The organism is Bacillus sp. (in: firmicutes), from assembly GCF_031983925.1.
GTDB classification, from domain to species: domain Bacteria; phylum Bacillota; class Bacilli; order Bacillales; family Bacillaceae_G; genus Bacillus_A; species Bacillus_A pacificus.
The window spans coordinates 25,444-46,516 of sequence record NZ_DALYZR010000017.1 but is presented as its reverse complement, the minus strand read 5'-3'; the positions used below and the strand labels follow the sequence as shown (position 1 = coordinate 46,516).

General features: G+C 36.5%; 16 protein-coding genes. 3 read left to right on the top strand and 13 right to left on the bottom strand.

The features are described 5' to 3' along the window. Positions 1-26: 26 nt before the first annotated feature. The 4 genes from RTP99_RS25795 to RTP99_RS25780 all read right to left on the bottom strand — a co-directional run bounded on the left by RTP99_RS25795 (position 27) and on the right by RTP99_RS25780 (position 6,159). Positions 27-2,762 (bottom strand): YhgE/Pip domain-containing protein, encoded by a 2,736-nt coding sequence (locus tag RTP99_RS25795; RefSeq protein ID WP_000678113.1) that lies wholly within the window; start codon positions 2,760-2,762, stop codon positions 27-29. Positions 2,763-2,977: 215 nt separating this feature from the next. Next, entirely contained in the window at positions 2,978-3,550 is a 573-nt protein-coding gene (locus RTP99_RS25790; protein ID WP_000963380.1) for a TetR/AcrR family transcriptional regulator, read from the bottom strand. Between the two features lie 273 nt (positions 3,551-3,823). Beyond that, a complete protein-coding gene (locus tag RTP99_RS25785) occupies positions 3,824-5,755 on the bottom strand; it encodes a M56 family metallopeptidase (RefSeq protein ID WP_000566592.1) in 1,932 nt (643 codons plus the stop codon). 2 nt (positions 5,756-5,757) lie between these two features. After that, on the bottom strand, positions 5,758-6,159 hold the full coding sequence (locus tag RTP99_RS25780) for a BlaI/MecI/CopY family transcriptional regulator (RefSeq protein ID WP_000184506.1): 402 nt from the start codon (positions 6,157-6,159) through the stop codon (positions 5,758-5,760). Between the two features lie 331 nt (positions 6,160-6,490). Here RTP99_RS25780 and RTP99_RS25775 point away from each other — a divergent pair, with 331 nt between their 5' ends. After that, positions 6,491-7,345 carry a hypothetical protein gene (locus RTP99_RS25775; protein WP_000984160.1) on the top strand — a complete coding sequence of 285 codons (855 nt, stop codon included), beginning with the start codon at positions 6,491-6,493 and terminating at the stop codon, positions 7,343-7,345. 58 nt (positions 7,346-7,403) lie between these two features. On the opposite strand, the gene RTP99_RS25770 is transcribed toward RTP99_RS25775, so the two are convergent. From RTP99_RS25770 to RTP99_RS25760, 3 genes are all read right to left on the bottom strand, one after another. Continuing rightward, positions 7,404-8,240: an alpha/beta fold hydrolase gene (locus RTP99_RS25770; RefSeq protein ID WP_000021258.1), complete on the bottom strand. Its 837-nt coding sequence runs from the start codon at positions 8,238-8,240 to the stop codon at positions 7,404-7,406. A gap of 15 nt (positions 8,241-8,255) precedes the next feature. Next, entirely contained in the window at positions 8,256-8,558 is a 303-nt protein-coding gene (locus tag RTP99_RS25765) for a hypothetical protein (RefSeq protein ID WP_000226523.1), read from the bottom strand. A 110-nt stretch (positions 8,559-8,668) separates the two neighbouring features. Beyond that, positions 8,669-11,035 carry a DUF6359 domain-containing protein gene (locus RTP99_RS25760; protein WP_000279259.1) on the bottom strand — a complete coding sequence of 789 codons (2,367 nt, stop codon included), beginning with the start codon at positions 11,033-11,035 and terminating at the stop codon, positions 8,669-8,671. Positions 11,036-11,275: 240 nt separating this feature from the next. Between RTP99_RS25760 and RTP99_RS25755 the strand changes: the two genes are divergently transcribed. Next, entirely contained in the window at positions 11,276-12,628 is a 1,353-nt protein-coding gene (locus RTP99_RS25755) for a DUF4026 domain-containing protein (RefSeq protein WP_000453733.1), read from the top strand. Between the two features lie 39 nt (positions 12,629-12,667). On the opposite strand, the gene hemY is transcribed toward RTP99_RS25755, so the two are convergent. The 4 genes from hemY to RTP99_RS25735 all read right to left on the bottom strand — a co-directional run bounded on the left by hemY (position 12,668) and on the right by RTP99_RS25735 (position 18,400). After that, on the bottom strand, positions 12,668-14,089 hold the full coding sequence (gene hemY / locus RTP99_RS25750; RefSeq protein ID WP_001228088.1) for a protoporphyrinogen oxidase: 1,422 nt from the start codon (positions 14,087-14,089) through the stop codon (positions 12,668-12,670). 19 nt (positions 14,090-14,108) lie between these two features. After that, positions 14,109-15,044: a ferrochelatase gene (gene hemH, locus RTP99_RS25745; RefSeq protein ID WP_000726783.1), complete on the bottom strand. Its 936-nt coding sequence runs from the start codon at positions 15,042-15,044 to the stop codon at positions 14,109-14,111. Between the two features lie 14 nt (positions 15,045-15,058). After that, entirely contained in the window at positions 15,059-16,105 is a 1,047-nt protein-coding gene (gene hemE, locus RTP99_RS25740; RefSeq protein WP_000252614.1) for a uroporphyrinogen decarboxylase, read from the bottom strand. A 177-nt stretch (positions 16,106-16,282) separates the two neighbouring features. Next, entirely contained in the window at positions 16,283-18,400 is a 2,118-nt protein-coding gene (locus RTP99_RS25735; RefSeq protein WP_000756252.1) for a transglycosylase domain-containing protein, read from the bottom strand. A 127-nt stretch (positions 18,401-18,527) separates the two neighbouring features. Here RTP99_RS25735 and hmoB point away from each other — a divergent pair, with 127 nt between their 5' ends. Continuing rightward, the gene (gene hmoB, locus RTP99_RS25730; protein ID WP_000644054.1) at positions 18,528-19,025 is read left to right on the top strand and encodes a heme-degrading monooxygenase HmoB; all 498 of its coding nucleotides are present in this window, start codon (positions 18,528-18,530) and stop codon (positions 19,023-19,025) included. 139 nt (positions 19,026-19,164) lie between these two features. Here hmoB and RTP99_RS25725 read toward each other — a convergent pair whose 3' ends face one another. Then, positions 19,165-20,583: a PH domain-containing protein gene (locus tag RTP99_RS25725; RefSeq protein ID WP_000278118.1), complete on the bottom strand. Its 1,419-nt coding sequence runs from the start codon at positions 20,581-20,583 to the stop codon at positions 19,165-19,167. After that, complete coding sequence (locus tag RTP99_RS25720) at positions 20,576-21,052, bottom strand: PH domain-containing protein (protein WP_001182705.1); 477 nt, start codon at positions 21,050-21,052, stop codon at positions 20,576-20,578. Before RTP99_RS25720 ends, RTP99_RS25725 begins: the two co-directional genes overlap by 8 nt. Positions 21,053-21,073 lie beyond the last annotated feature (21 nt).

Sequence of the window (21,073 nt, the reverse complement as noted above, 5' to 3'; positions counted from 1 at the left end):
TTTCGGTGCTTTTTTATGTTCCTTATTTACGCTTCAATCGATTGATTTTCAGCAATATTTCTAAATTGTCGTTTGTGCATCCAAGTTAATGAAGCGATTGTTCCAAGTGATAATACAACGATGAAGATCATGAGTACTCCTATGTTTTGCCACATGAAGTTAAAGTCTCCGCTTGATACGACTGCCTTCAATCCAGATACAGAGTATGTCATCGGTAACCAAGCATTGAATGGTTGTAAAAACTTCGGAATCAATTCTAGCGGGAATGTTCCGGCACTCGTTGTCAGCTGAATAATTAATGTGATGATGGCAATGAAACGTCCTGCATCACCGAATGCTGTTACTAAACATTGAATTAATGCGATAAACGCTAAACTTGTAACGATGCTAAAGAGTATGAAATACGGAATACTTTGTACTTCTACACCTAATCCGAATAGTAATATGATATCTGCTACTACAGCTTGAATAATACCGACTGATAGTAAAACGCCGAACTTACTAATAAACCAGCTAAACCCTGATTTTGGAACACCAACTGTGTCACGTAATGGATATACGATTGATAATAGTAATGCCCCAACAAATAAACCGAGTGATAAGAAATACGGTGTAAATCCAGTTCCGTAGTTTGGAACTTCTGCCATTTTCTCCGTCTTCACTTTTACAGGACTTGCAAACATATCATACGTTTTATCCGTCCCTTTTACTTCACCAGTTTTTTCTGCTCCTTCGCCAAGTTTCTCAGCAAGTTCACCTGAACCGTCGTTTACTTTTACGAGACCATCTGTTACTTTTCCTGATCCGTCTGCTAGTTTATTTACGCCGTCGATTAGCTGGGTTGAGCCTGTTGACATTTTGTTTAGGCCACCATTTAGATCGCCCAGACCTGTTGTTACTTGATTTGAGCCATCTGCTAATTTGCTTACTCCTACAGATAATGAGCCTAAACCGCCTGTTACTTGACTTGAACCGTCCGCTAATTGATTTATTCCACCTGCCATTTGATTTGCTCCTACAGATAATGTACCTAAACCACCTGTTACTTGGCTTGAGCCATCTGCTAATTGATTTGCTCCTTCAGATAATTGACCTAATCCTGCTGTCACTTTTCCAGAGCCACTTTGTAATTGCGTTACTCCATCAATTAATTGAACTGATCCATCTTTTAATTTATCGGCACCTATTTTTGCATTACCTAATCCTTCACCTAATCCATGGAACTTACTTACAAATTCGCTTTGTGCATTCGCTAATTTTTTAATACCACTCGTTAAATTTCCTACATCTTCCGGATTCGGCATTTTGCTTTGCATCCCACTTGTCTTTTCACCGATTTCACCTTTTAATTGTTTTACTTCTTCATTTAATTTATTTGTTCCACCTGCTACCCCAGCAGCTTTTTGCTGAACTGTCGTTGTACTTTTTACGGCACTTGTTATGAATGGTTGTAACTGCTCTTGATATTCTTTCGGTAAACTTTCAATTTGCTTTTGTAAATTCGCTACCTCTTGCGCTGCATTTTTTGCATCTCCTGCTGTTGATTGCGTAAGTTCATTTAACTGATTTACATTCTCTCCAGCTCCAGTTATTTTCTCATTTACTGTATTCAATATAGAAGGAACTTTCAACTGCATTTCCTCTAAAGCTCCAGCAGACTTTTGTACGTTACTATTTAATTCCTGCAAACCCTTTTGAATTTCTTGAGACACTTTTTCTAATTGATTTTGTCCTTCAACAAGTTTCTCCATACCATTTGATAGATCCGTTGTTCCTGTTTTTAATTCACCGGATTTACTTACTAATTTGTTCAAACCACCAGTCACTTTCTCAGATCCATCACGCAATTCACCCATTTTACTATTTAACGTATTTAAACCTGCTGTTACTTTTCCGGAGCCATCTACTAATTTCCCTATACCTGTCTGCAATTCACCTGTTTTGCTATTTAGCGTATTTAAACCTGCTGTTACTTTTCCGGAGCCATCTACTAATTTCCCTATACCTGTTTTGCTATTTAGCGTATTTAAACCTACTGTCACTTTCCCTGACCCATCTACTAATTTATTAGATCCATCTGCTAATTTCTGAACTCCATCCTTCATCTCTCCAGACTTCCCTTGAAGTGTATGAAGGCCGTCCGTCACTTTACTTGAACCATCATGCAGCTCACTTGATCCGTCGTGAAGTTTATTTGCTCCTTCCGCCCCATCTGCTAATCCTTTTGAGACGTCTTGAATGGAATCAAACATTTTCTCTGCATATGTTTTCGTTAACGTACTTGATACTTCACCTTTAATTTTTTCAATGGCTGTTCCGCCAATTTGTGAAGATAAGAAGTTCAAGCTTTCGTTTGGAATGTATTCTAAGTTTAATGGTTTTGGATCATCTTTTAATAACGTTGTAGCGTTACTTGAGAAGTCATCTGGAATGCGTACTAACATGTAATACTTTCTACCTTCCATTCCTCTTTTCGCTTCTTTTTCACTTACAAATTCCCATTTAAAACTTGTATTATCTTTTAAATTATCAACGAGCCCTTTTCCGACCTCAATTGGTTTCCCATCAAATACTGCCCCTTTATCTAAATTGACTACCGCAACTGGTAAATCATCTAACTGTTTATACGGATCCCAGAAGGCCCATAAAAACATACCTGCATATAAAATCGGTACGAATAAAACCGCGATAATTGGAATTAATATTTTTTTACTTTTTATAATTTGTGTGAACTCTTTACGAAGTAACTGATTTCCTTTCATTATTCCTCCCCCTTTTTAAAATGACCAAAACGTTCAATTGGTCATTTTCACCCAAACAAAAAGGCTATACTTATTCATACATATGCCTTATCCCCGAATTTATACTATGCAACTGTTCCTTAATTTGAAAGTAATATTTCTATTATCCCCCCTTAAATTGTATTTATGACCATTTTGTTCATACGGTCATTTTTTATAATAATAAAAGGATTATCTTAATTTGACAATCCTTTTAATAAATAAAGTTCAAATAATTCTGCAATTTTTTCTTTTTCTAGCGGTTCATGATTTTTTTCCCAATCAAAAATAAGCGATACATATAAGCGAAGCATAATAAATGCTGTAATTTCTGGATCACATTTGCTAATTTCACCTTTATCAATCGCAATCTTTAAATACGATTGAATGACAGAAACGATTTCCACATCTACTTGTTGCATCACTTCTTGTACTTCTTTCGTTCCCATATCACGCTCTTCTTGAATTAACTTAATCATGAGCTGATGTTCTTTTCTGAATTCTAATATGCTATATAATGCTCTATGTACATTTTCAAAAAATGAAACTTCTGAACGAATTGCATTTTCTGCAACTTGCTTCATTTCTGTAATTAAATTAGAAATAATCTCGCCAAATAGCTCTTCTTTATTTTTAAAAAAAGTATAAATCGTTCCTTTTCCTACATTCGCTAACTTCGCTACTTGATCCATCGTTGTTGCTTTATAACCGAATGCTGAAAAAGACTTTGTTGCAGCTTCAATAATAGAACGTTTTCGATCTATCGCCACATCTTCACCTCCAAAAATGACCAATTGGATAATATAGTCAATTAGTACATCTTTGATATTACCACACGCTTACATTGTATACAAGTTCTCTTTTTTATTATTTCCAGTATAAAAAATTCCAGTCAAGTTATATCATACTGTTCATAGTGTATCAAAAAGTATACTTGTATGGAAAGCTGGAATATATTAGTAAATAATTGCTGACTAGATCCCAATAGAAATTTAATAAAATAGACAGTGTTCTTAAAACAAAATGTTTAAGAACACTGTCTATTATTTTGACATAGAAAGTAAGATTTTCTCCATCTCTTTCTTAGTTAGCTCATCATCGATTATCTCTTCGTATATCTTTGTATCTCTTGTAAAAATATCATTCACTATGACAATTTGATACTCACTATTCTTACCTTGTGCTGGTACAAACATTTTGAGTCCTTTTAACTTACCCTCTCCATGAGAAGATTTATTATAGACCATTCCTTTCCCTTCTAAACTATAACTTTCTAGATTCTCTTCTCCAGGCATCATGTAGTGTAGTGGGTCCTTATTACCACCTGCATACATTCTTGACTGATAAATTGTAAAACCATATTTCCCTTTTTTATATTCTGATTTAGTAACTAATTCTATATCTCTTCCAAAATATGAATCAGCCCATTCTCTCTTTAACTCATAACCTTCAGGTATATAAGCCGGCTGCTTAATTTGAAATGGCACATGATTTTTCGCTTCTTCTATAGTATATGTTAAAGATTTCTCCAGCTTTTCTCCAAGCGGTTTTAATGTCTTCTCAATAGTAGCTAGTCTTTCCTGATCAGCTTTCTTCAAGCGTTCAGGTTTATATTCCTTTGTATCTCCATCATAATTTTCAGGCACATTTTTTTTAACCATTGCTTTTTTACGAATTTCTTGGGCTTCCTTAAATAATTGAACATACTGCTCAAATTCTTCTTTTGTAAAATTCTTTTCTGCCAAATATAAAAAATCTGTATTCATTTTATATGACTTTATTGACATCCCCCATTCTCTACTTGCATTCTCCGGTGTGCCTAATACTGTTTCTATCGCTTCTTCAAAAGCCGCTTTAGATTGCTTTTTTTCTACAACCTTTTCTTTCTGTCTTTCATCCCCCTCAGTTATCCTTGCATTTAATAAAAATCCGCCTGCTATAGCTGCTATAGCAATAACTCCAAGTAAAGAAAGACGATACGATTTCTTTTGGAACTTTTTAATCATAACGATTCTCCTTTTTAATGTTCGTTTATTTCTACTTAAATTTGCTAGGCTTGGTACTTGATAGGAATAATGTTCTAGGAGGGTAATAATTGTATGACCGTATGCAATTTGCTCCTCTTTATCTATAAACGTAAGCGCATATGCATCACAAGCTAATTCTTGATCTTCTCTCATACAGAAATAGGCGTACCAAAGAATCGGATTGAACCAATTTAATAGGATTAAACTGTACATAATCCAATTTACAGCTACATCGTTTCTTTTAATATGAGCTAACTCATGGTAAAAAACATGCTGTAATTGTTGCTCGTTTAATACTTTCATATGTTTTTTTGATAGTAATACTTTTGGGCGAAAGAAACTAAACACAGTTGGACTCGCAATCTTTCCTGCTAAACGTAATGAAACTACCTTCTTCATTTTCATAGACTGCTTACAGCGATTAAACACCGTAACGAACTGTTCATCCGTAATATCCGGTTGTTTCTTTATATAAGAATATAAACGTCTATTTGTAATAAACGTTATAACTGCTAATAGGAATACCCCAACTAACCAAACATACATAGCAAGTTTGTATAAAGAAAATGGAGTCTGTTGTTCCAAACTAACTTCTACTTCCGGTTCGCTAGTTTTTGTAACCATTTTAGAATTTGATTCCACTGTACGGTCGCTTTCTATATTCACTATACTCTCCGTAGACGGCATATTTTTAGGAATAACTTCCGATACGCTAGAACGATAGGAAAGTAATGAATAAATGCTATAAGAACTATCTGGTGACCATGGTAAAAGGAGTCTAATCATTAATACAATCCACAGCATATATTGCCACCGGGGTGTTAATTTATTTCTAAATAAAATTTTTATACATAAAATAAAACCCACTAATATGCTAGCCATAAGTGATGTTTCTATAAGCCAATCAAAAAAATGAGGAAGGTATACATTTATAAGCATGTCTATCATTTTTATCGATCCTTCCTCTTATTCTCCTCTGTCTTCTCATCTAAAATGCGTTTTAGTTCATTAATATCTTCTGAAGATAATTTCTCCTCTTTTAAGAAATTAACAAGTAATGGTTTAAACGCTGCACCGCAAAAACGCTTTAGCAAAGATTTCGTTTCCACTTGTAAATAATTATCTTGTGATACTAACGGATAATAAGCATACATACGTCCTTTATCTTGATGGTAAGAAACGGCTTCCTTTTGTACTAACCGATTAATTAATGTACGGATTGTTTTCGGTTTCCAGTCCATTTCATCTTCTAGTTCTTCTATAATTTCATTCGCTGTTTGTGGAGAATTAGACCAAAGTACTTTCATAATTTCTAATTCTGCTTCGGATATTTTAGGTAATTGATTTGTCATAATATATTTCACTCCCTCGTATTACATTTGTAATCTATAACTAAGATTACAAATGTAATACTTAATTGTCAACCATATTTTAGAAAAAACTAATTTCAACTAAACCTTACTTCCCAACAACAAATTTCTCTTTTTTCAAATAATCAAATAAAAAACAAGAAAATCTTTACATTTAATAGTAATATAGAAAATAGACAAGTTTATCCGACTTTAATGGGCAGTAAGACCCCCACCTCAAAATTCAGCGAAAGCAAAGAATTTAGGTGGGGATCGGGCTGTCCATAAAAGTCCGATTAGTGAAGACTAATAATCAGTGGGGGCTTTTTCAGTCATGATGCGTGCACTTCGTTTAAATATAAAGCAAGCTTTTTGTAATCGTGTTTCTTTAATTATTATGTTTAGTGGATTCGTTCTTATTTGTATTTATCATTATTATTATGTCATTCGTTATTTAGGAGACGCTTCGAGCGGACCTATATCAACAGATATAAAATGGATTGGATTTCGTGATAATGAAATGGATGTTTATTTATTATTAATGCCAGTTATTGCGAGTTTCCCCTTTAGTACAAGTTACAATTCCGATAAGTCAGATGGTTTTAAACCGTTCGTGAGCAAAGGAATTTCTTTATTCCCTTATTCAGTAACGAAATATATCGTTACGTTTTTTTGCGGAGGATTTCTTTATACCTTTCCATTCATCTTATCGTTATTATTTTGCAAATTAACAATTCCAGACGGAACACCTACGATTGGTTCTGGCATCATAAATGAGGATGGAATGTTCGCAAACCTATACTTCGATGCGCCTCTCACTTACATTACGGTATATATTGGAATTAATTTTTTATTTGCAGGTTTAATGGCCCTCTTAGGACTTGCTGCATCTGCATGGTCACAAAAAGACTATATGGCCATTCTATTTCCATTTGCAGTTAACTCCATTCCGTACGTCCTACTAAATACAATATTCCCTACAATAGGTGGAGCACCTATTCATTTATATGATCCAAAGCAACCATTGCAAGGCATGTCACCGTACATTTTAACGATGCAATGTGCTTTCTTCCTTCTCGTTAGCTTACTTATGTATATACAAGGAGTAAAGCGAGATAGAAAAAAATATAAAAGAAGACTGCAAAAAAGAGATCGATGTAGAAAAGCGTTTCAAGTAATTTCAGACTAAATCATTGAACGAATAAGAGCGTAATTCCCTAAGTTATATGGGAGTTACGCTCTTATTCTTAGTTCTCAAAAAAACTATATGCGATATTACACATTTGCTTTGGCTGCTCTACTACCGTCCAATGTCCACAATTCGCAATCTCTACAAACTCTATATGAGGTATGTATTCTGTAAAATGTTCTTTTATAGTGGCAAGAGTTAAAATATCATGACTTCCTTGCGCAATTAATATTGGAATTTTCGAGAGCTTTTTTATATGTTTAGTCACATCATAATTTTTCACCATATCTGCACCTAATATCGTATTAACTTCATTACTAAAAGTTGTTTTCTTTTTATAAGTTAAAGTTTCCATAGTAAATACATAATACGGATCTAACACTTGTAACATATCGTATATAGAAGCCTCTCCTATTTTAATCTTCTCGCTTACTTCAGAAATGATTACTTTATCTTCTTCCGTTAACCTCTTCTGCAGTTCTTCACCAAACATTTCTAATCCTTTTACATTAACTCCTATCGCAGCAGTTAAAAGTAACTTATTCACTCGTTCGGGGTATGTAGTTGCATACAATAATGCAAGCATCGATCCCCATGATTCACCTAATATATTTATTTTTTCAAACCCTAATTGCACACGCATTGCTTCTAAGTTTGCAACCTCATCCCTCATAGAATATTTATTATTCTTTGGTGCTTCCGATTCTCCACAACCTGCTTGATCATAAAAAACTAATTGGAATTTTTCTGCTAGTGGAGCCATATAGGGAAGAAAAAAGCGGTGTTCACTTCCAGGTCCTCCATGAAGAAATATGATTGGTTCACCTTCTCCTAACATTTTTACATAGAGATTATTATCATTTACATGTATCAATCGTATATTTTCAATACTCATATAATCATCTCCCCTTTACGGCGTACCTGCCAACATCCATAAAACTACAAAAACAATCATATAGATTATTTGAATTCCTACCGCCGAACATACTGAAATAATGGCATATTTACTTAATTCCTTTTTAATACCCAATATAGTAAAAATTACGGCTAGACCGAATGCTATATAAGCGATATTTGTACTAAGCGTGCCTAAATAATACATACCTAGTGGTTGCGTAAGGCCTGTTACATCGGCTAGAAACTTAATTATTATGAACATGCTAAAAAAAATCGCTAGTTGGTTCATTAGTTTCCCATTTAGTTGGGCTACCATATGTCTACACCCCCTAACAATAAAAATGAATATTCAGTCTATTTTACCACGAAATTCCTAATTATGTAAAAGAACGCTCAGTATATTTCTAAGCGTTCTTTTACAATTATTTAAGAAGCTTTCTTCAAATCAATTTGAGCAAGTACTGGGTCGTGGTCACTTACACGTCCATGTTCTTTCATAATGTTTGAGTTTAAGTGTACTGGATCTACTATTGTGTGCGGTGCAATGTTGTTTGTTACTAAAATATGATCTAACACTTGTGCATTTCCTTCATGGATGTACGTGTAGCGATTTTCTTTCGGCACTGTGTTTAACATATTTTTCAAGATTGTTCCTTCTAACGTTTTTAATGGTTTAGCAAACTCAAAATCGTTCATATCCCCTAACACAACAACTGGTGCATTCGTGTTTTTTTTCTGAATACCTTGTACGAAATTGTTTACTTCTTGTGCTAATTGAACTCGTTTTTCTTCACTTTTTAATACGAGTGGTTGTACTTTTCCAAATGGCGTTGCATCTCCTAGTTTTGAGTTTAAGTGATTTGCAACGACGACGACGTTTTGTCCTTGGAATGTAAATTCTGCCGCAAGTGGTTTACGTGTACTTTCAAACAATGGGTTTTCGTCTCCAATGCGAACGACATTTTTATCAAGTAACTTCGGTACCGCTGCTAATTTCACGCGTGATGGGTTGTAGAAGAAACCGACGCGAATATTCGCTCCTGGCGCTCCACCGTCTAGATTATTATGCGGAGCAATTTCTACATACTCATACTTTGGCCCGCGAATTTCTAGCACCGCATCAATAATACGTTTTGCGCTTAATGAAGCATCTGTTGTACCGTCATTAATCGTTCCATTATTATCTTGCATTTCCTCTACCCCGATAATATCTGGCATTTTTAAATTGTATTTAATAGAATACGCTAACGCCTTTACTTTTTCATCTGTTGTTTCTTTTTTATTCGCCGAGAAGTTTTCAATGTTATATGTAGCAACTGTTAACTTATCAAGACGCGGCTGAATATTCGCCCCTACTTGCTTAAATCCACCGTCTACTACAGATGGTAATTCCGTTATTGGCGAAATGCGGAACGCACCATAATCATATCCGACTACTCCTGTTATATCTCCAGTGAAAGTATCTCCTACTTTCGCTACATAATCACGAGGTACTTTTATAGAAAGACGCTCTGGATTTAATTGATTTTCATCTAATACAGGTGTGCCATATTTCGTTACGACTTTATTCCCGCCATTTTTCACTGTTACATATAAATTCCCGTTTTTCTGAGGGGCAATAATTTTTGGCGTTGGCATCGTAACGCGCATACCTTCTATACTTTCATAAAAGTCGATTGCATCTTCAGTTGGATCAAATAAACCAAATGCATCATTATCGATAATTTGATCAGGAATTTTCACACCGTTTTCTCCAAGTACAATCGGTGCTGGTAAAGCTTGATCTTTTGCGATTACAGCAACGCGACTCGCTTTAATTTCCGTCGTCGTTAAGTCTGTTTCAAACCTTTCTGCATATCCAGGTCCAACATATTCTTCTACTACTCCATCAACTTGAATAAGATCTCCTACTGCTACATTTGCATCTTTTTTGTATACGTACATACCTTCTGAAGTAGCTGGATCATTATCTGGCTGGTTGTCTTCTATATAAAAACCATTTTTATCAAGTGCTGTTACAACGCCTTCCACATTGTATACTTTCTTCCCGTTGTAAGGAGAAATATGTGATTTTCCTTGAATATCATGAATACGAACTGGCTCATTGTTTACGATAATAAATGAAAATGTTGAAACTACTGAAGAAGTAATCCCTTCTTTTTCAGCAATTGCTTTCACTACACTATTTTCATTCACTATAATTTGTCCATTATAACGAACACTTTTATTTGTAGGGTTAGAACCATCTAACGTGTAATAGATTGTTGCTCCTTCTGTATTCGTTGTTAACGTTACCGCTGTTCCTTTCGCAACTTCTCCGCCACTAGGTGAAGCTACTACATCGCTAACACGGTTTTGTCCTTCTCCTTGAAACTTATGAGCTGTTACTGATTTTAAACCTGGGCTACTAAAATATAATTCAAGCGTCCCTGTTAAACTAACTTTCTTCCCAATATTTTCAGGATGATCTTTTACGTTTACTGCCGCTCTCACATCGCCTTTTGGCAACTGAACAGGCATGATTTTGTCTGGATTCGTTTCATTTGGAGAATCGGCAATTGCCACATTTGTGTCGTCAAACTTAGCCGGATCCTTCGTGTACTTAGAAGGGCTTTGCGTATATCCAACGATATATCCTTCCACTGTCCCCTTCGTTTTCCCTTGCTGCTTAAATACTTGAATTGCTTTTTCTACTGACATAGAAGTAGTTTCTTCTGCTTGTACTAAAGTTCCAGTAAATGAAAGCAATAGTATGAATGATAAAAAGACACTTAACAATTTCTTCACAGCCATTTTCCTCTCCCTATTTCATATTTTCTCAGCATTTCTATCATATCAAATGATTCGTTATATAGAATGATATTTCGACAAGTTTTACAAAAAATTAATCTAATTTACTCGTTTTCAAACAATAATACAAAATAATAATTTTACACCTTCGACGAATGCGTTTTATAATATGAAAGAGAAAAAACAGAAATATCGAAATTTAATTGGCATGTAAAATGGATTCATTTGAATAGGAGTGATTGGATGGAAGTGCAAACAGAAACATACCGCGCAGCTATGAATGGAACATTAGAACGTCATTTTTCAGATATGATTGCTGTTATACCAACTAGAATTACAATTGAGCAATTAAAACAGCGGCTAGAAACTATCGCTACTAAAGTTGATGAGTTAAAAATTGTTTATAGTGATGAGACAAGCCTTATCGTTGAGTTACATATGGATGAAAAAGTCATACCATATGAACTGCATATTGATGAGGCGAATGACCCAGAAGAATATAAACTGTACAATAGACAAGATTCTACAATCGTAGATCGTCATTTTGAAGATGCGGCTTTCGGTACTGAAATTTTCAGCCGTACGCTATTTGTAGGCGATGTGCTGGACTGCTTTTTCCAGCAGTTACAATTTTTATGGAACCTCGCCCCAGATTTGTTATTTGTAATCGATTCAAGTGCCGCAATGAAGGTGATATCTAGAAGCTATATTGAATATCACGTTGAAAATGAATTATTACCTGACATTCCCGACTTATACGTTATTCATTCCGTTTATGAAGACGATAAAGAAGGCGAGCCTACGCAATATTGGTTTCATACACACGGCCTTTTAAGAGCGGGCGTAACAGAAATAGAATTAATTATTCCAAATCGTATTTCTTCCTACTACGGCATTGGTGACCTCTTTCAAACATTTGCGAATAATGCCGTTGAGAATGGACAAGTCCCTATGAATGAGCCTATCGTTATCGCGCATAGTCAGCAAGGTTCGATACATACAGTAGCTGTTCCGTGGGAAAAAGGATTATCTTATATTGGGCATAAAACGAGTATGGATCAATTATCTTCAATTGATAATGAAGAAGTGAAGCTACAACCAATAGATGCACAAAACACATTCTTAGGCGGGATGGATGACCGCGATGAATACCATCAATCACCATCTGTTCTCTTGTTCAAATTTGATACTTCAGAAGAATGTATCGAAAGCTTTTTCAAAGAACACGAGGAAGCTACAGGACTTATGTTCTATAAAACAAATAGTGAAACCGATCGTATGGCTTACAATGCGAAGAATACTTTCGGGTATTTCAGCAACATTTTTCAAATTGAACAATCGAATGAAGATTTTCGTTTTCTCGCTAAGTTTGGTGTTTCCTACGAAGAGGGAAAAAGTGAACATATGTGGTTTGAAATGCAAAACATTACGGAAGAATTCATTCAAGGAATACTCATTAACGAACCATATTTTATAAAAGATATGAGTGAAGGAAATAGTTATCATTTAGATTTTGATGACTTAACAGAATGGGTTATTTATGCAGGAGATGCCGTTATAAAGCCAAATAACTTATATATGTTTATTGGTGAATAAGTAACAAAACGCCTTCAATGTGATTGAAGGCGTTTCTCTTTACTGTGCGATTAATTCCGTATCCATTACTTTCTCCAAATGAGCTAGCACACGCTTTGCTGCTTTCTCACCTTGATCAATACAGTCCGGCAGACCAGAACCAGCGTAGGAACTACCTGCCAAGTATATACCTGGCAACTCTTTTTCCATAAATGTTGTGAGTTTCTTCATTCGCTCGTTATGGCCTACTGTATATTGGGGCATCGCTTCTTTCCAGCGGCTTACGACTGTAAACTCTGGATCCTCTGTAATATCCATCGTCTTTCGTAAGTCTTCTAGTACGAGCTGAACGAGTTCCTCTTCTGTTTGTTCTACAACTGCTTCATCACCAGGTCGTCCAACGTAACATCGAAGAAGCATTTTTCCTTCTGGCGTTGTATGTGGCCATTTCTTATGTGTCCACGTACATGCTGTAATTGTGTAATCACTATTTCGAGAGACAACAAACCCTGTGCCATCAATATCGCGCTGAATGGCTGATTTCGGGAAAGCCATTGCTACATTCGCGACTGATGTGGACGGGATGTTACGGAAGAAACGAAACTGCTTGTACTGCGCAAACATAGATGGCAATACTTTATGTGAACTTGCCACTACGACCGCGTCCGCTTCTATTTCTTTTCCGTTACTAAGAGTAATCGTATAAGCATCACCCTGTTTTGCAACTTTTTCAATGCGAGTTCCCTTTATTATCGTACCTTCATGCATCTTTGCTTCGAGAGATTCTACTATAGATTCTAAACCAGTTTTCACTGTTTGGAAGATTCCTTTTTTCGGTTCAGCTTTCTCTTCTTTTGGAGCGAGCGTACGCATACCGAGTGAAATACTGCGATGTTTCTGCTCAATTTGATACATTTGCGGGAATGTTGACATTAAGCTCATTTCATCAATATCTCCTGCATAAATACCTGATAGTAACGGTTCTATTAAGTTTTCAACCACTTCGTTTCCAAGACGATGTCTGAAAAATTGTCCGAGTGATTGGTCACATACTGGCTTTGACCTCGGCATTAATAGATCAAAACCAGCTCTTAGTTTACCAATTGGGGAGAACAGCCCGGAGAATAGAAACGGCGTAATTTGCGTTGGAATTCCCATCATTGATCCATTCGGCATTTTATGTAACCGATTGTTTACGAGGATAAATGATTGACCGGCCTGATTATTTACAAGTTCATCGCCAAGACCTAATTCTTTCACTAATGTAGCTGCACTTTCTTTTCGTGCTAAGAAAGAATCCGGTCCGCGCTCAATTGTAAATCCATCTTTTTGAACGGTTTGAATTTTCCCGCCAAGTTTACCCGATGCTTCTATAAGTAATGTATCGATCGGCAAGTTGTTGTCACGAATATCTTTTTGTAAATTATACATCGTTGTTAATCCTGTGATGCCACCGCCGATGATTACAACTTTTTTCCTCAAGCAGGCTCCCCCTTTCTTCTTACAGTACAGATTCTTTTTTCTTTAATACAACATCTGTTAAACAGTCAATAAATGCGTCCGATGCATTTGGCATTTCTGGACGATAATATTTCGCGCCAATTTCATCTGTTACAACTTTACACTCAAAGTCGTTGTCATATAAAACTTCTAAATGTTCCGCAACAAATCCAACTGGTGCGTATACGAATGAAGTATAACCGTGCTTTTCATTTAGTTCTCTCGTTAAATCTTGTACATCTGGACCAATCCAAGGATCTGGTGTGTTTCCTGCACTTTGCCAACCTACTGCATAGTTTGCTACTTCAGCGCCCCTTGCAATATAATCCGCTGTTTCATGTAATTGCTCTGGATATGGATCGCCCATTGCGATAATTTTTTCTGGTAAGCTATGAGCTGATACGATTAATACTGCTTTTTCACGTTCTGCGTCTGACATACCGTTATATATACCTTTCACTGCATCAACCCAGTACTGGATAAATTTCGGTTCTTTATACCAGCTATCGATGCCATGAATTGTTAAGTTTCCAAGTTTCTCAGCTTCTTCTTGTGCTCGTCCAACGTATGATTTTACGCTAAACGTAGAATAGTGCGGCGCAAGAACAAGTGCGATTGCATCTTGTATACCGTCGTTATGCATATCTTTCACTGCATCTTCAATGAACGGTTCAATATGTTTTAAGCCAAGATACATATGGTACTCTACTTCATCTTGTACTTCATTTAAACGCTTCTCTAACTTTTTAGCTTGCTCTAATGTAATAGTAGCTAAAGGAGAAATACCACCAATTGCACGGTAACGCTCTGTTAAATCTTCTAGCATTTCAGGACTTGGCTTTCTTCCTCTGCGAATATGTGTATAGTAACGTTCAATATCTTCTTCTTTATATGGCGTTCCGTATGCCATTACAAGCAAACCAATTTTCTTTTTCATACAGCAATGCTCCTTTACTTCGCTAACTGCCCTTTAGAGTATTCATGAATAAATGTAGTTAAACGTTTTAATGTATCTGGATTTACTTCTGGGAATACACCGTGACCTAAGTTAAAGATATAACCTGGCTGCTTCATCCCTTGATCTAAAATACCTTTTACATGTTCTTCAATAACAGACCATGGCGCAAGTAAGAATGAAGGATCCATATTACCTTGTACCGCCTTATGAACGCCGCGTGCACGTGCTTCTTCAATTGGTAAACGCCAGTCTAAACCAACTACATCAAGCGGTAAGTCGTGCCATTCATTTACTAAGTGTGCAGCTCCTACGCCGTGCATAATCATCGGTACACCCATCGTACGAACTTCTGCAAAAATACGCTCCATTGCTGGTTTAATAAATACGCGGTAATCTGCTACATTTACTGTTCCAACCCAAGAATCGAAAATTTGAACTGCTTTTGCTCCTGCGTTAATTTGCGCTTTTAAATATGTAATAACCATATCTGCTAGTTTATCCATTAATGCGAACCAAGCTTTCGGCTCTGCATACATGAACGCTTTCGTATTATGGTAGTTACGAGATGGACCGCCTTCAATCATATAGCTCGCTAACGTAAATGGAGCTCCTGAAAAACCGATTAACGGTACGTCTAACATTTCAGTCGTTAATAAACGAATTGTATCTAATATGTACGGTACGTCATCTTCTGGATTGATTTCCCCTAGTTTTTCTACGTCTTGTAAAGAACGGATTGGATTATCAATAACTGGGCCAATACCTGATTTAATTTCTACATCCACACCAATTGCAGGTAGTGGTGACATAATATCTTTATATAGAATTGCTGCGTCTACGTTATATTGATCAACTGGCAGTTTTGTAACGTAAGCACATAACTCTGGATTATGTGTAATTTCAAATAAAGAATACTTTTCTTTTATCTTTCTATATTCCGGCTGCGAACGACCTGCTTGACGCATATACCATGCTGGTACATAATCAGTACGTTCCCCCCTACATGCTTTTAAAAATGTCTCATTTATAGTTCTTACCAAGACCCTTGCTCCCTTCCTTACCAATGCTTCGAATACGTTCGATATTTATCTTTTTTTACTATACAGCTTGTAAAAACAAAATGCATAATATTATGTACGTTGTTCATTAAATTGACACAAACATTCTTAAAAACGCTTACTATTTTCACAACATTCTTATTATAACACAGAGAAAAACTATGGTTTAGCTACTTTTGACTTTTCTCCTTCACGATTCGTTTGTGTGTTATATGGCACAACGTAAAAACTCGGTTTTGAAAAGATGTTAACGAACTTTTCCTCATATTCCCCGGCACCTTTTACAGTACCTACATGCGTATGAATTCCATTTTCCACTCTATAAATACGATACATAATTCTTTCATCTGGAAGTGGTGTCCAGCTTAATTTCGCTTTAAATAAACCGAAAGGACTAAATGCTAATTTCATTTTCACATCTTCAATCTTGCGTAGACGAATCGGAGCACCGATTGTTTCCACACCTTCTGGCTTCCTAAATTGCTCTTTCTGTTCTACATTTGCTTTCGTTAAAATTTTCTTAAACAATTTCGTTGCTGACGCACTTTCTCCTTGCAACTGATGCTCTTTATCTATGCGGTCATAGCCAATCCAAACAGCACCTACTAAATTTGGCGTATAGCCAACGAACCACATGTCTCTCGCTCCATTATCGTCATTTGGCAGTGAAGTTGTACCTGTTTTCCCAGCTAACGCCCCATTATATACACCGGCTTTCGCTGTCCCTTCTTTCACAACTCCTTCAAGCATTTTCGTCATATACCAAGCCGTTTGTTTCGAGAAAATTTCCGTTTCTACTTTTGGCGATTCTCCAATGACTGCGCCGTGTCTATTTAACACTTTATCAATAACGTGCGGCTCAATAATATCACCATTTGCTAAAAACGCACGGTACATTTTCACAAGATCAAATGGTGAAACCCCGTTTTTTAATCCGCCAAGCGCTGTACTTAAACCAGCATCAGCAATGTGAACATTTCCTTTCTCTAAATATTGCTTTCCTTCTTCTACCCCTAACTCATTTAATAAAGAAACTGCTGGTACATTTGCTGACTCTAAAATCGCATCGTACATCGTTATTTCCTTCGAATATTCACGGTTATAGTTCCGAGGCTCATAACCTTCAAAAGAATGTCTTTCATTCGTCAATAAAGAATACGGATTATACTTTTTCGTTTCGAGTGCTGGCGCATAAACGATAAGTGGTTTTAGCACAGAACCGGGCTGTCTTTTTGCAAAAATACGATTGAACCCTCTCGGAACGTACTTTCTTCCGCCAATCGCCGCTTTAATGCCACCTGTACGATTATCCATTAATAAAAAAGCACCTTGCGCCCCCTCTTCTTTCCCAGGGAAATTCCTTGCATCTTGAAACTGGTTATATGCTACCTTTTGAATCTTTTCATCCATCGGTACAACAAACGTATACCCTCCGCGAAGTACTTCTTGATGAGACAATCCGTATAAACGTGCTGCTTCATCTATGACCATATCAATATACGGCATATATGCGAGTTCATTTTCATCTAAGTTTTTATATAGAGCAATTGTCTTCCCTTGATAACGTACGCTTTCTTCGGCAGTCAAATAGCCTTGTTTATGCATAAGTGACAATACGAGATCACGGCGTTCTTTACTCTTCTCTGGAGAAAAATAAGGTGAATAACCGTTTGGCGACTTCGGAAGACCTGCAAGCATTGCGCCCTCTTCTACTGTTAAATCTTCTACATTTTTATTAAAATATAACTTTGCTGCAGCTTGAATACCGTAAGCTCCATGGCCAAAATAAATATGATTCATATACATTTCAAGAATTTGTTGCTTCGTATATTTTTGCTCTAATTGAAGGGAAATTGCGACTTCCTTCAACTTACGCGTAAATGTTTTTTCACGAGTTAAAAAGACGTTTTTAGCAAGTTGCTGCGTAATCGTGCTACCGCCTTCGACCTTCCCTCCTGCTAACGTATCTTTATAAAGGGCCCGAAATATAGACGGATAATCAATTCCTTGATGCTCATAAAAACGAGAATCTTCCACCGCAACGAACGCCTGCTGCACATATTTCGGAATTTGCTCAATTGGCACCAAGTCTCTATTTTCTACGTATAATTTCGTAATTTCTTTCCCTTTCTGGTCAACGATACGTGATGAAGAGTGGAAAACGAGCTGCTTTTCATCCATCATATAGCCACCAGCTAACACAATTAGTTTATAAAGGACAATCGCTAATAGTAGCGTTGCTAACCCACCTAATAAAGTCCACTTTACTTTCTTCATACATCGGCCTTCTTTCCAAATGATGGTACATTTATTATTTGAAAAAGAGGTATCTTTATGTATATAATCTTCGAAGTTTTTTAAGAGAGTTGATATAATAGAAACAAATAGATAAGGGGGCATTAAAATGAAGGCTATTATTTCATACGAAACACCTCTAGAACAAGCACATTTCACTGCAAAAAATGATGAAAAAAATATGTTTTATAAAGAAAATACAGAAGAATCTGTAGAAGGTTCTCTTAAGTATGACGTACTAGACGCTGTTGGAGAATTTAAAGGTCAACCTGGCTATATCGTTTGTAATAATATTTCTGTCACAGACGAAGGCCGCCCTGTATTTGAAAACCGTTTTAAAAACCGCGCAGGCCTTATTGAAAACGAACCAGGATTCCAAGCGATCCGCGTTCTACGCCCATTAAGTGACGATACATATGTCATCTTAACGATGTGGGAAACAGAGCAAAACTTTAAAGACTGGACAGAATCACGTTCATTCGAAAACGCTCATAAAAAACGCCCTGCCCAAGCAGAAGGACAAGCTCCGGCGCATCCACATGCAGAACAACAAAAGAGTATTTTCTCTCGTCCGTCTTTCGTGACTACTTTTGATGTGTTAGTTTAGGGGTTTGGAGTTCGAAGGCCACGGTATGTGAAATTATATCGGCGATTTTCCGAATATATCGGCGCAACTTGAAATATATCGGCGATTTTCCGAATATATCGACTTATCGACAAATGACGACATAAAAAAGGAAACACTGTTACACGCTGGTGTTTCCTTTTTCTTTATACCAATTATATATACAAAGCGCATCTTCTTTTTGCATATGCTTCACTTTGTAAGGATGCCCCGCTACTGATACGACAGCTGTACATAGCTCGTCTTTCTTTTGAAAATACGATTGACTGTATCCGACTGCTTGAACATGCCTTCTTCGCATGATTCCTGTATATTTCGCGAGTCCTCGGTACACCATGACTAACTGATTGTCTCGTATCATATAACCACTACTTGTATACCGCGCGTATGCAAGTAACGTAAATATAATACATAGTGGTATGAGAGTGAATAACGCGATATTTTGTTTAAAATATATACTCGCACCTATGATTGGCACAGCGAGTACGGCACTTGTAATCCAGCCCATGATGACGTAACGACGTAATGCTGCTTTCGGTAAATGAACGATTTCCGCTTCCATTTCATACGGCAACTGTAAATATGCGAGTAACTGCTGCACATCTTTTTTCTTCATAAAAGGATGTAACATTACTTCATTTCCCGCCGCCTCTATACTTTGAATAACTTCTACTTCGACAGAGCAATATCCGAAAGGCTGGCGGAGAATACCTTCTTTCACCGTAATCGCTTGAATACGGTGTAATTTTAAAACAAACTCTTTCTTATCAAATAAACCTTGCACGATACGAACTTCATTTCCGTTTCGCTCAATTTTAAAGTTCGCATATTTTAATGCATAACCGGCTGTTGAAATGACCCACGAAACTGCCATTAAAATCGCCGCCATAACGATTAATTCATATACACCGTTATCCATCACATACGCTTCTACTTTATTGATAAGCCATTCTGGTAGAAATTGATTAAACTCTGTGTAAAGGATGACTAACATAGAAAACACTAATCCGAATCTACCAGATGTAATAGATGCTGCTAAAATTTCTTTTGTTGTTAACTGATATACCGTCTTACTTCCTTCTTCCGTAGGCCCTTCTTCACTCACAACACTTCTTTCTTTATGTAATAAAGTAATGAGTTCCTTCGCTTCTTCTTCTCTAATCCCCGCCAACATCACTTCTGGCTCAGTACCGCCGCCTGCCACTTCAATATTTAATTTCGTCAGTCCGAGCACTTGATAAATGATGTTAGAAGACGTACTAATATTTTGCACACGATCTTTATTTAAGTAACTTTCTTTCTTAACGAACACACCATGCTTTATATGTAAAATATTACTTTCAACCCAGTACACTTTGAAATACCATTTTATAGCTGAGAAAATTGCCATAATAAATAATACGGCCAAAAGGACAAGATGTAAGAAATACCAAGGTTCTACTTCACCATCTGAACGAAACAGAACGAGAAAAATAAAAGGCAGTAAACCTGCAATTCGAATACCTAACAATATTGTGATCGGATGTTGCCTCTTATACATCCTCATCACTCACTTTCGCAAGTTCTCCAATTTGTCTTTTCAGCTGCTCTGCTTCTTCTTTCGTTAAACCTGGAATACTATGAGAAGTTGCTGCTGTTGAAATATGTAATTCTGCTAAATTGTACTTTCTCATAATCGGGCCCTGCTCAATCGTTACGTGCTGCACGCGAATCATCGGAATAAGTACGCGTTTTACAACGAACATTCCCTTTTGAATCTCAATCTCTTCTTCATTTAATCTATAACTATAATAACGTTGACGTAAATTTGGAAACACAAAATAATCAAGCGGGATAAATAAAATAGCGCCTGTTACTAACAAGCCAAACAACCAACCCCACCAATTAAAATTAATCATAAAAAAGAAATATGCAATTACGACTGCTAGTATAACTGCCGCCCCAATTAAAGCGTGAATTCGCCACACTTTCAGCATATTAGAATGAATCTCCCTTTCTAACGGCTGCATTTCATCACTCCAATTATATGA

Excerpts from the sequence above, each read along its gene's own strand:
- RTP99_RS25770 (WP_000021258.1), bottom strand. The coding sequence starts at position 8,240 with ATGAGTATTGAAAATATACGATTGATACATGTAAATGATAATAATCTC.
- RTP99_RS25775 (WP_000984160.1), top strand. The coding sequence starts at position 6,491 with ATGATGCGTGCACTTCGTTTAAATATAAAGCAAGCTTTTTGTAATCGT.
- RTP99_RS25765 (WP_000226523.1), bottom strand. The coding sequence starts at position 8,558 with ATGGTAGCCCAACTAAATGGGAAACTAATGAACCAACTAGCGATTTTT.
- RTP99_RS25795 (WP_000678113.1), bottom strand. The coding sequence starts at position 2,762 with ATGAAAGGAAATCAGTTACTTCGTAAAGAGTTCACACAAATTATAAAA.
- hemH (WP_000726783.1), bottom strand. The coding sequence starts at position 15,044 with ATGAAAAAGAAAATTGGTTTGCTTGTAATGGCATACGGAACGCCATAT.
- RTP99_RS25785 (WP_000566592.1), bottom strand. The coding sequence starts at position 5,755 with ATGATAGACATGCTTATAAATGTATACCTTCCTCATTTTTTTGATTGG.
- RTP99_RS25735 (WP_000756252.1), bottom strand. The coding sequence starts at position 18,400 with ATGAAGAAAGTAAAGTGGACTTTATTAGGTGGGTTAGCAACGCTACTA.
- hmoB (WP_000644054.1), top strand. The coding sequence starts at position 18,528 with ATGAAGGCTATTATTTCATACGAAACACCTCTAGAACAAGCACATTTC.
- RTP99_RS25720 (WP_001182705.1), bottom strand. The coding sequence starts at position 21,052 with ATGCAGCCGTTAGAAAGGGAGATTCATTCTAATATGCTGAAAGTGTGG.
- RTP99_RS25725 (WP_000278118.1), bottom strand. The coding sequence starts at position 20,583 with ATGTATAAGAGGCAACATCCGATCACAATATTGTTAGGTATTCGAATT.
- RTP99_RS25780 (WP_000184506.1), bottom strand. The coding sequence starts at position 6,159 with ATGACAAATCAATTACCTAAAATATCCGAAGCAGAATTAGAAATTATG.
- RTP99_RS25755 (WP_000453733.1), top strand. The coding sequence starts at position 11,276 with ATGGAAGTGCAAACAGAAACATACCGCGCAGCTATGAATGGAACATTA.
- RTP99_RS25760 (WP_000279259.1), bottom strand. The coding sequence starts at position 11,035 with ATGGCTGTGAAGAAATTGTTAAGTGTCTTTTTATCATTCATACTATTG.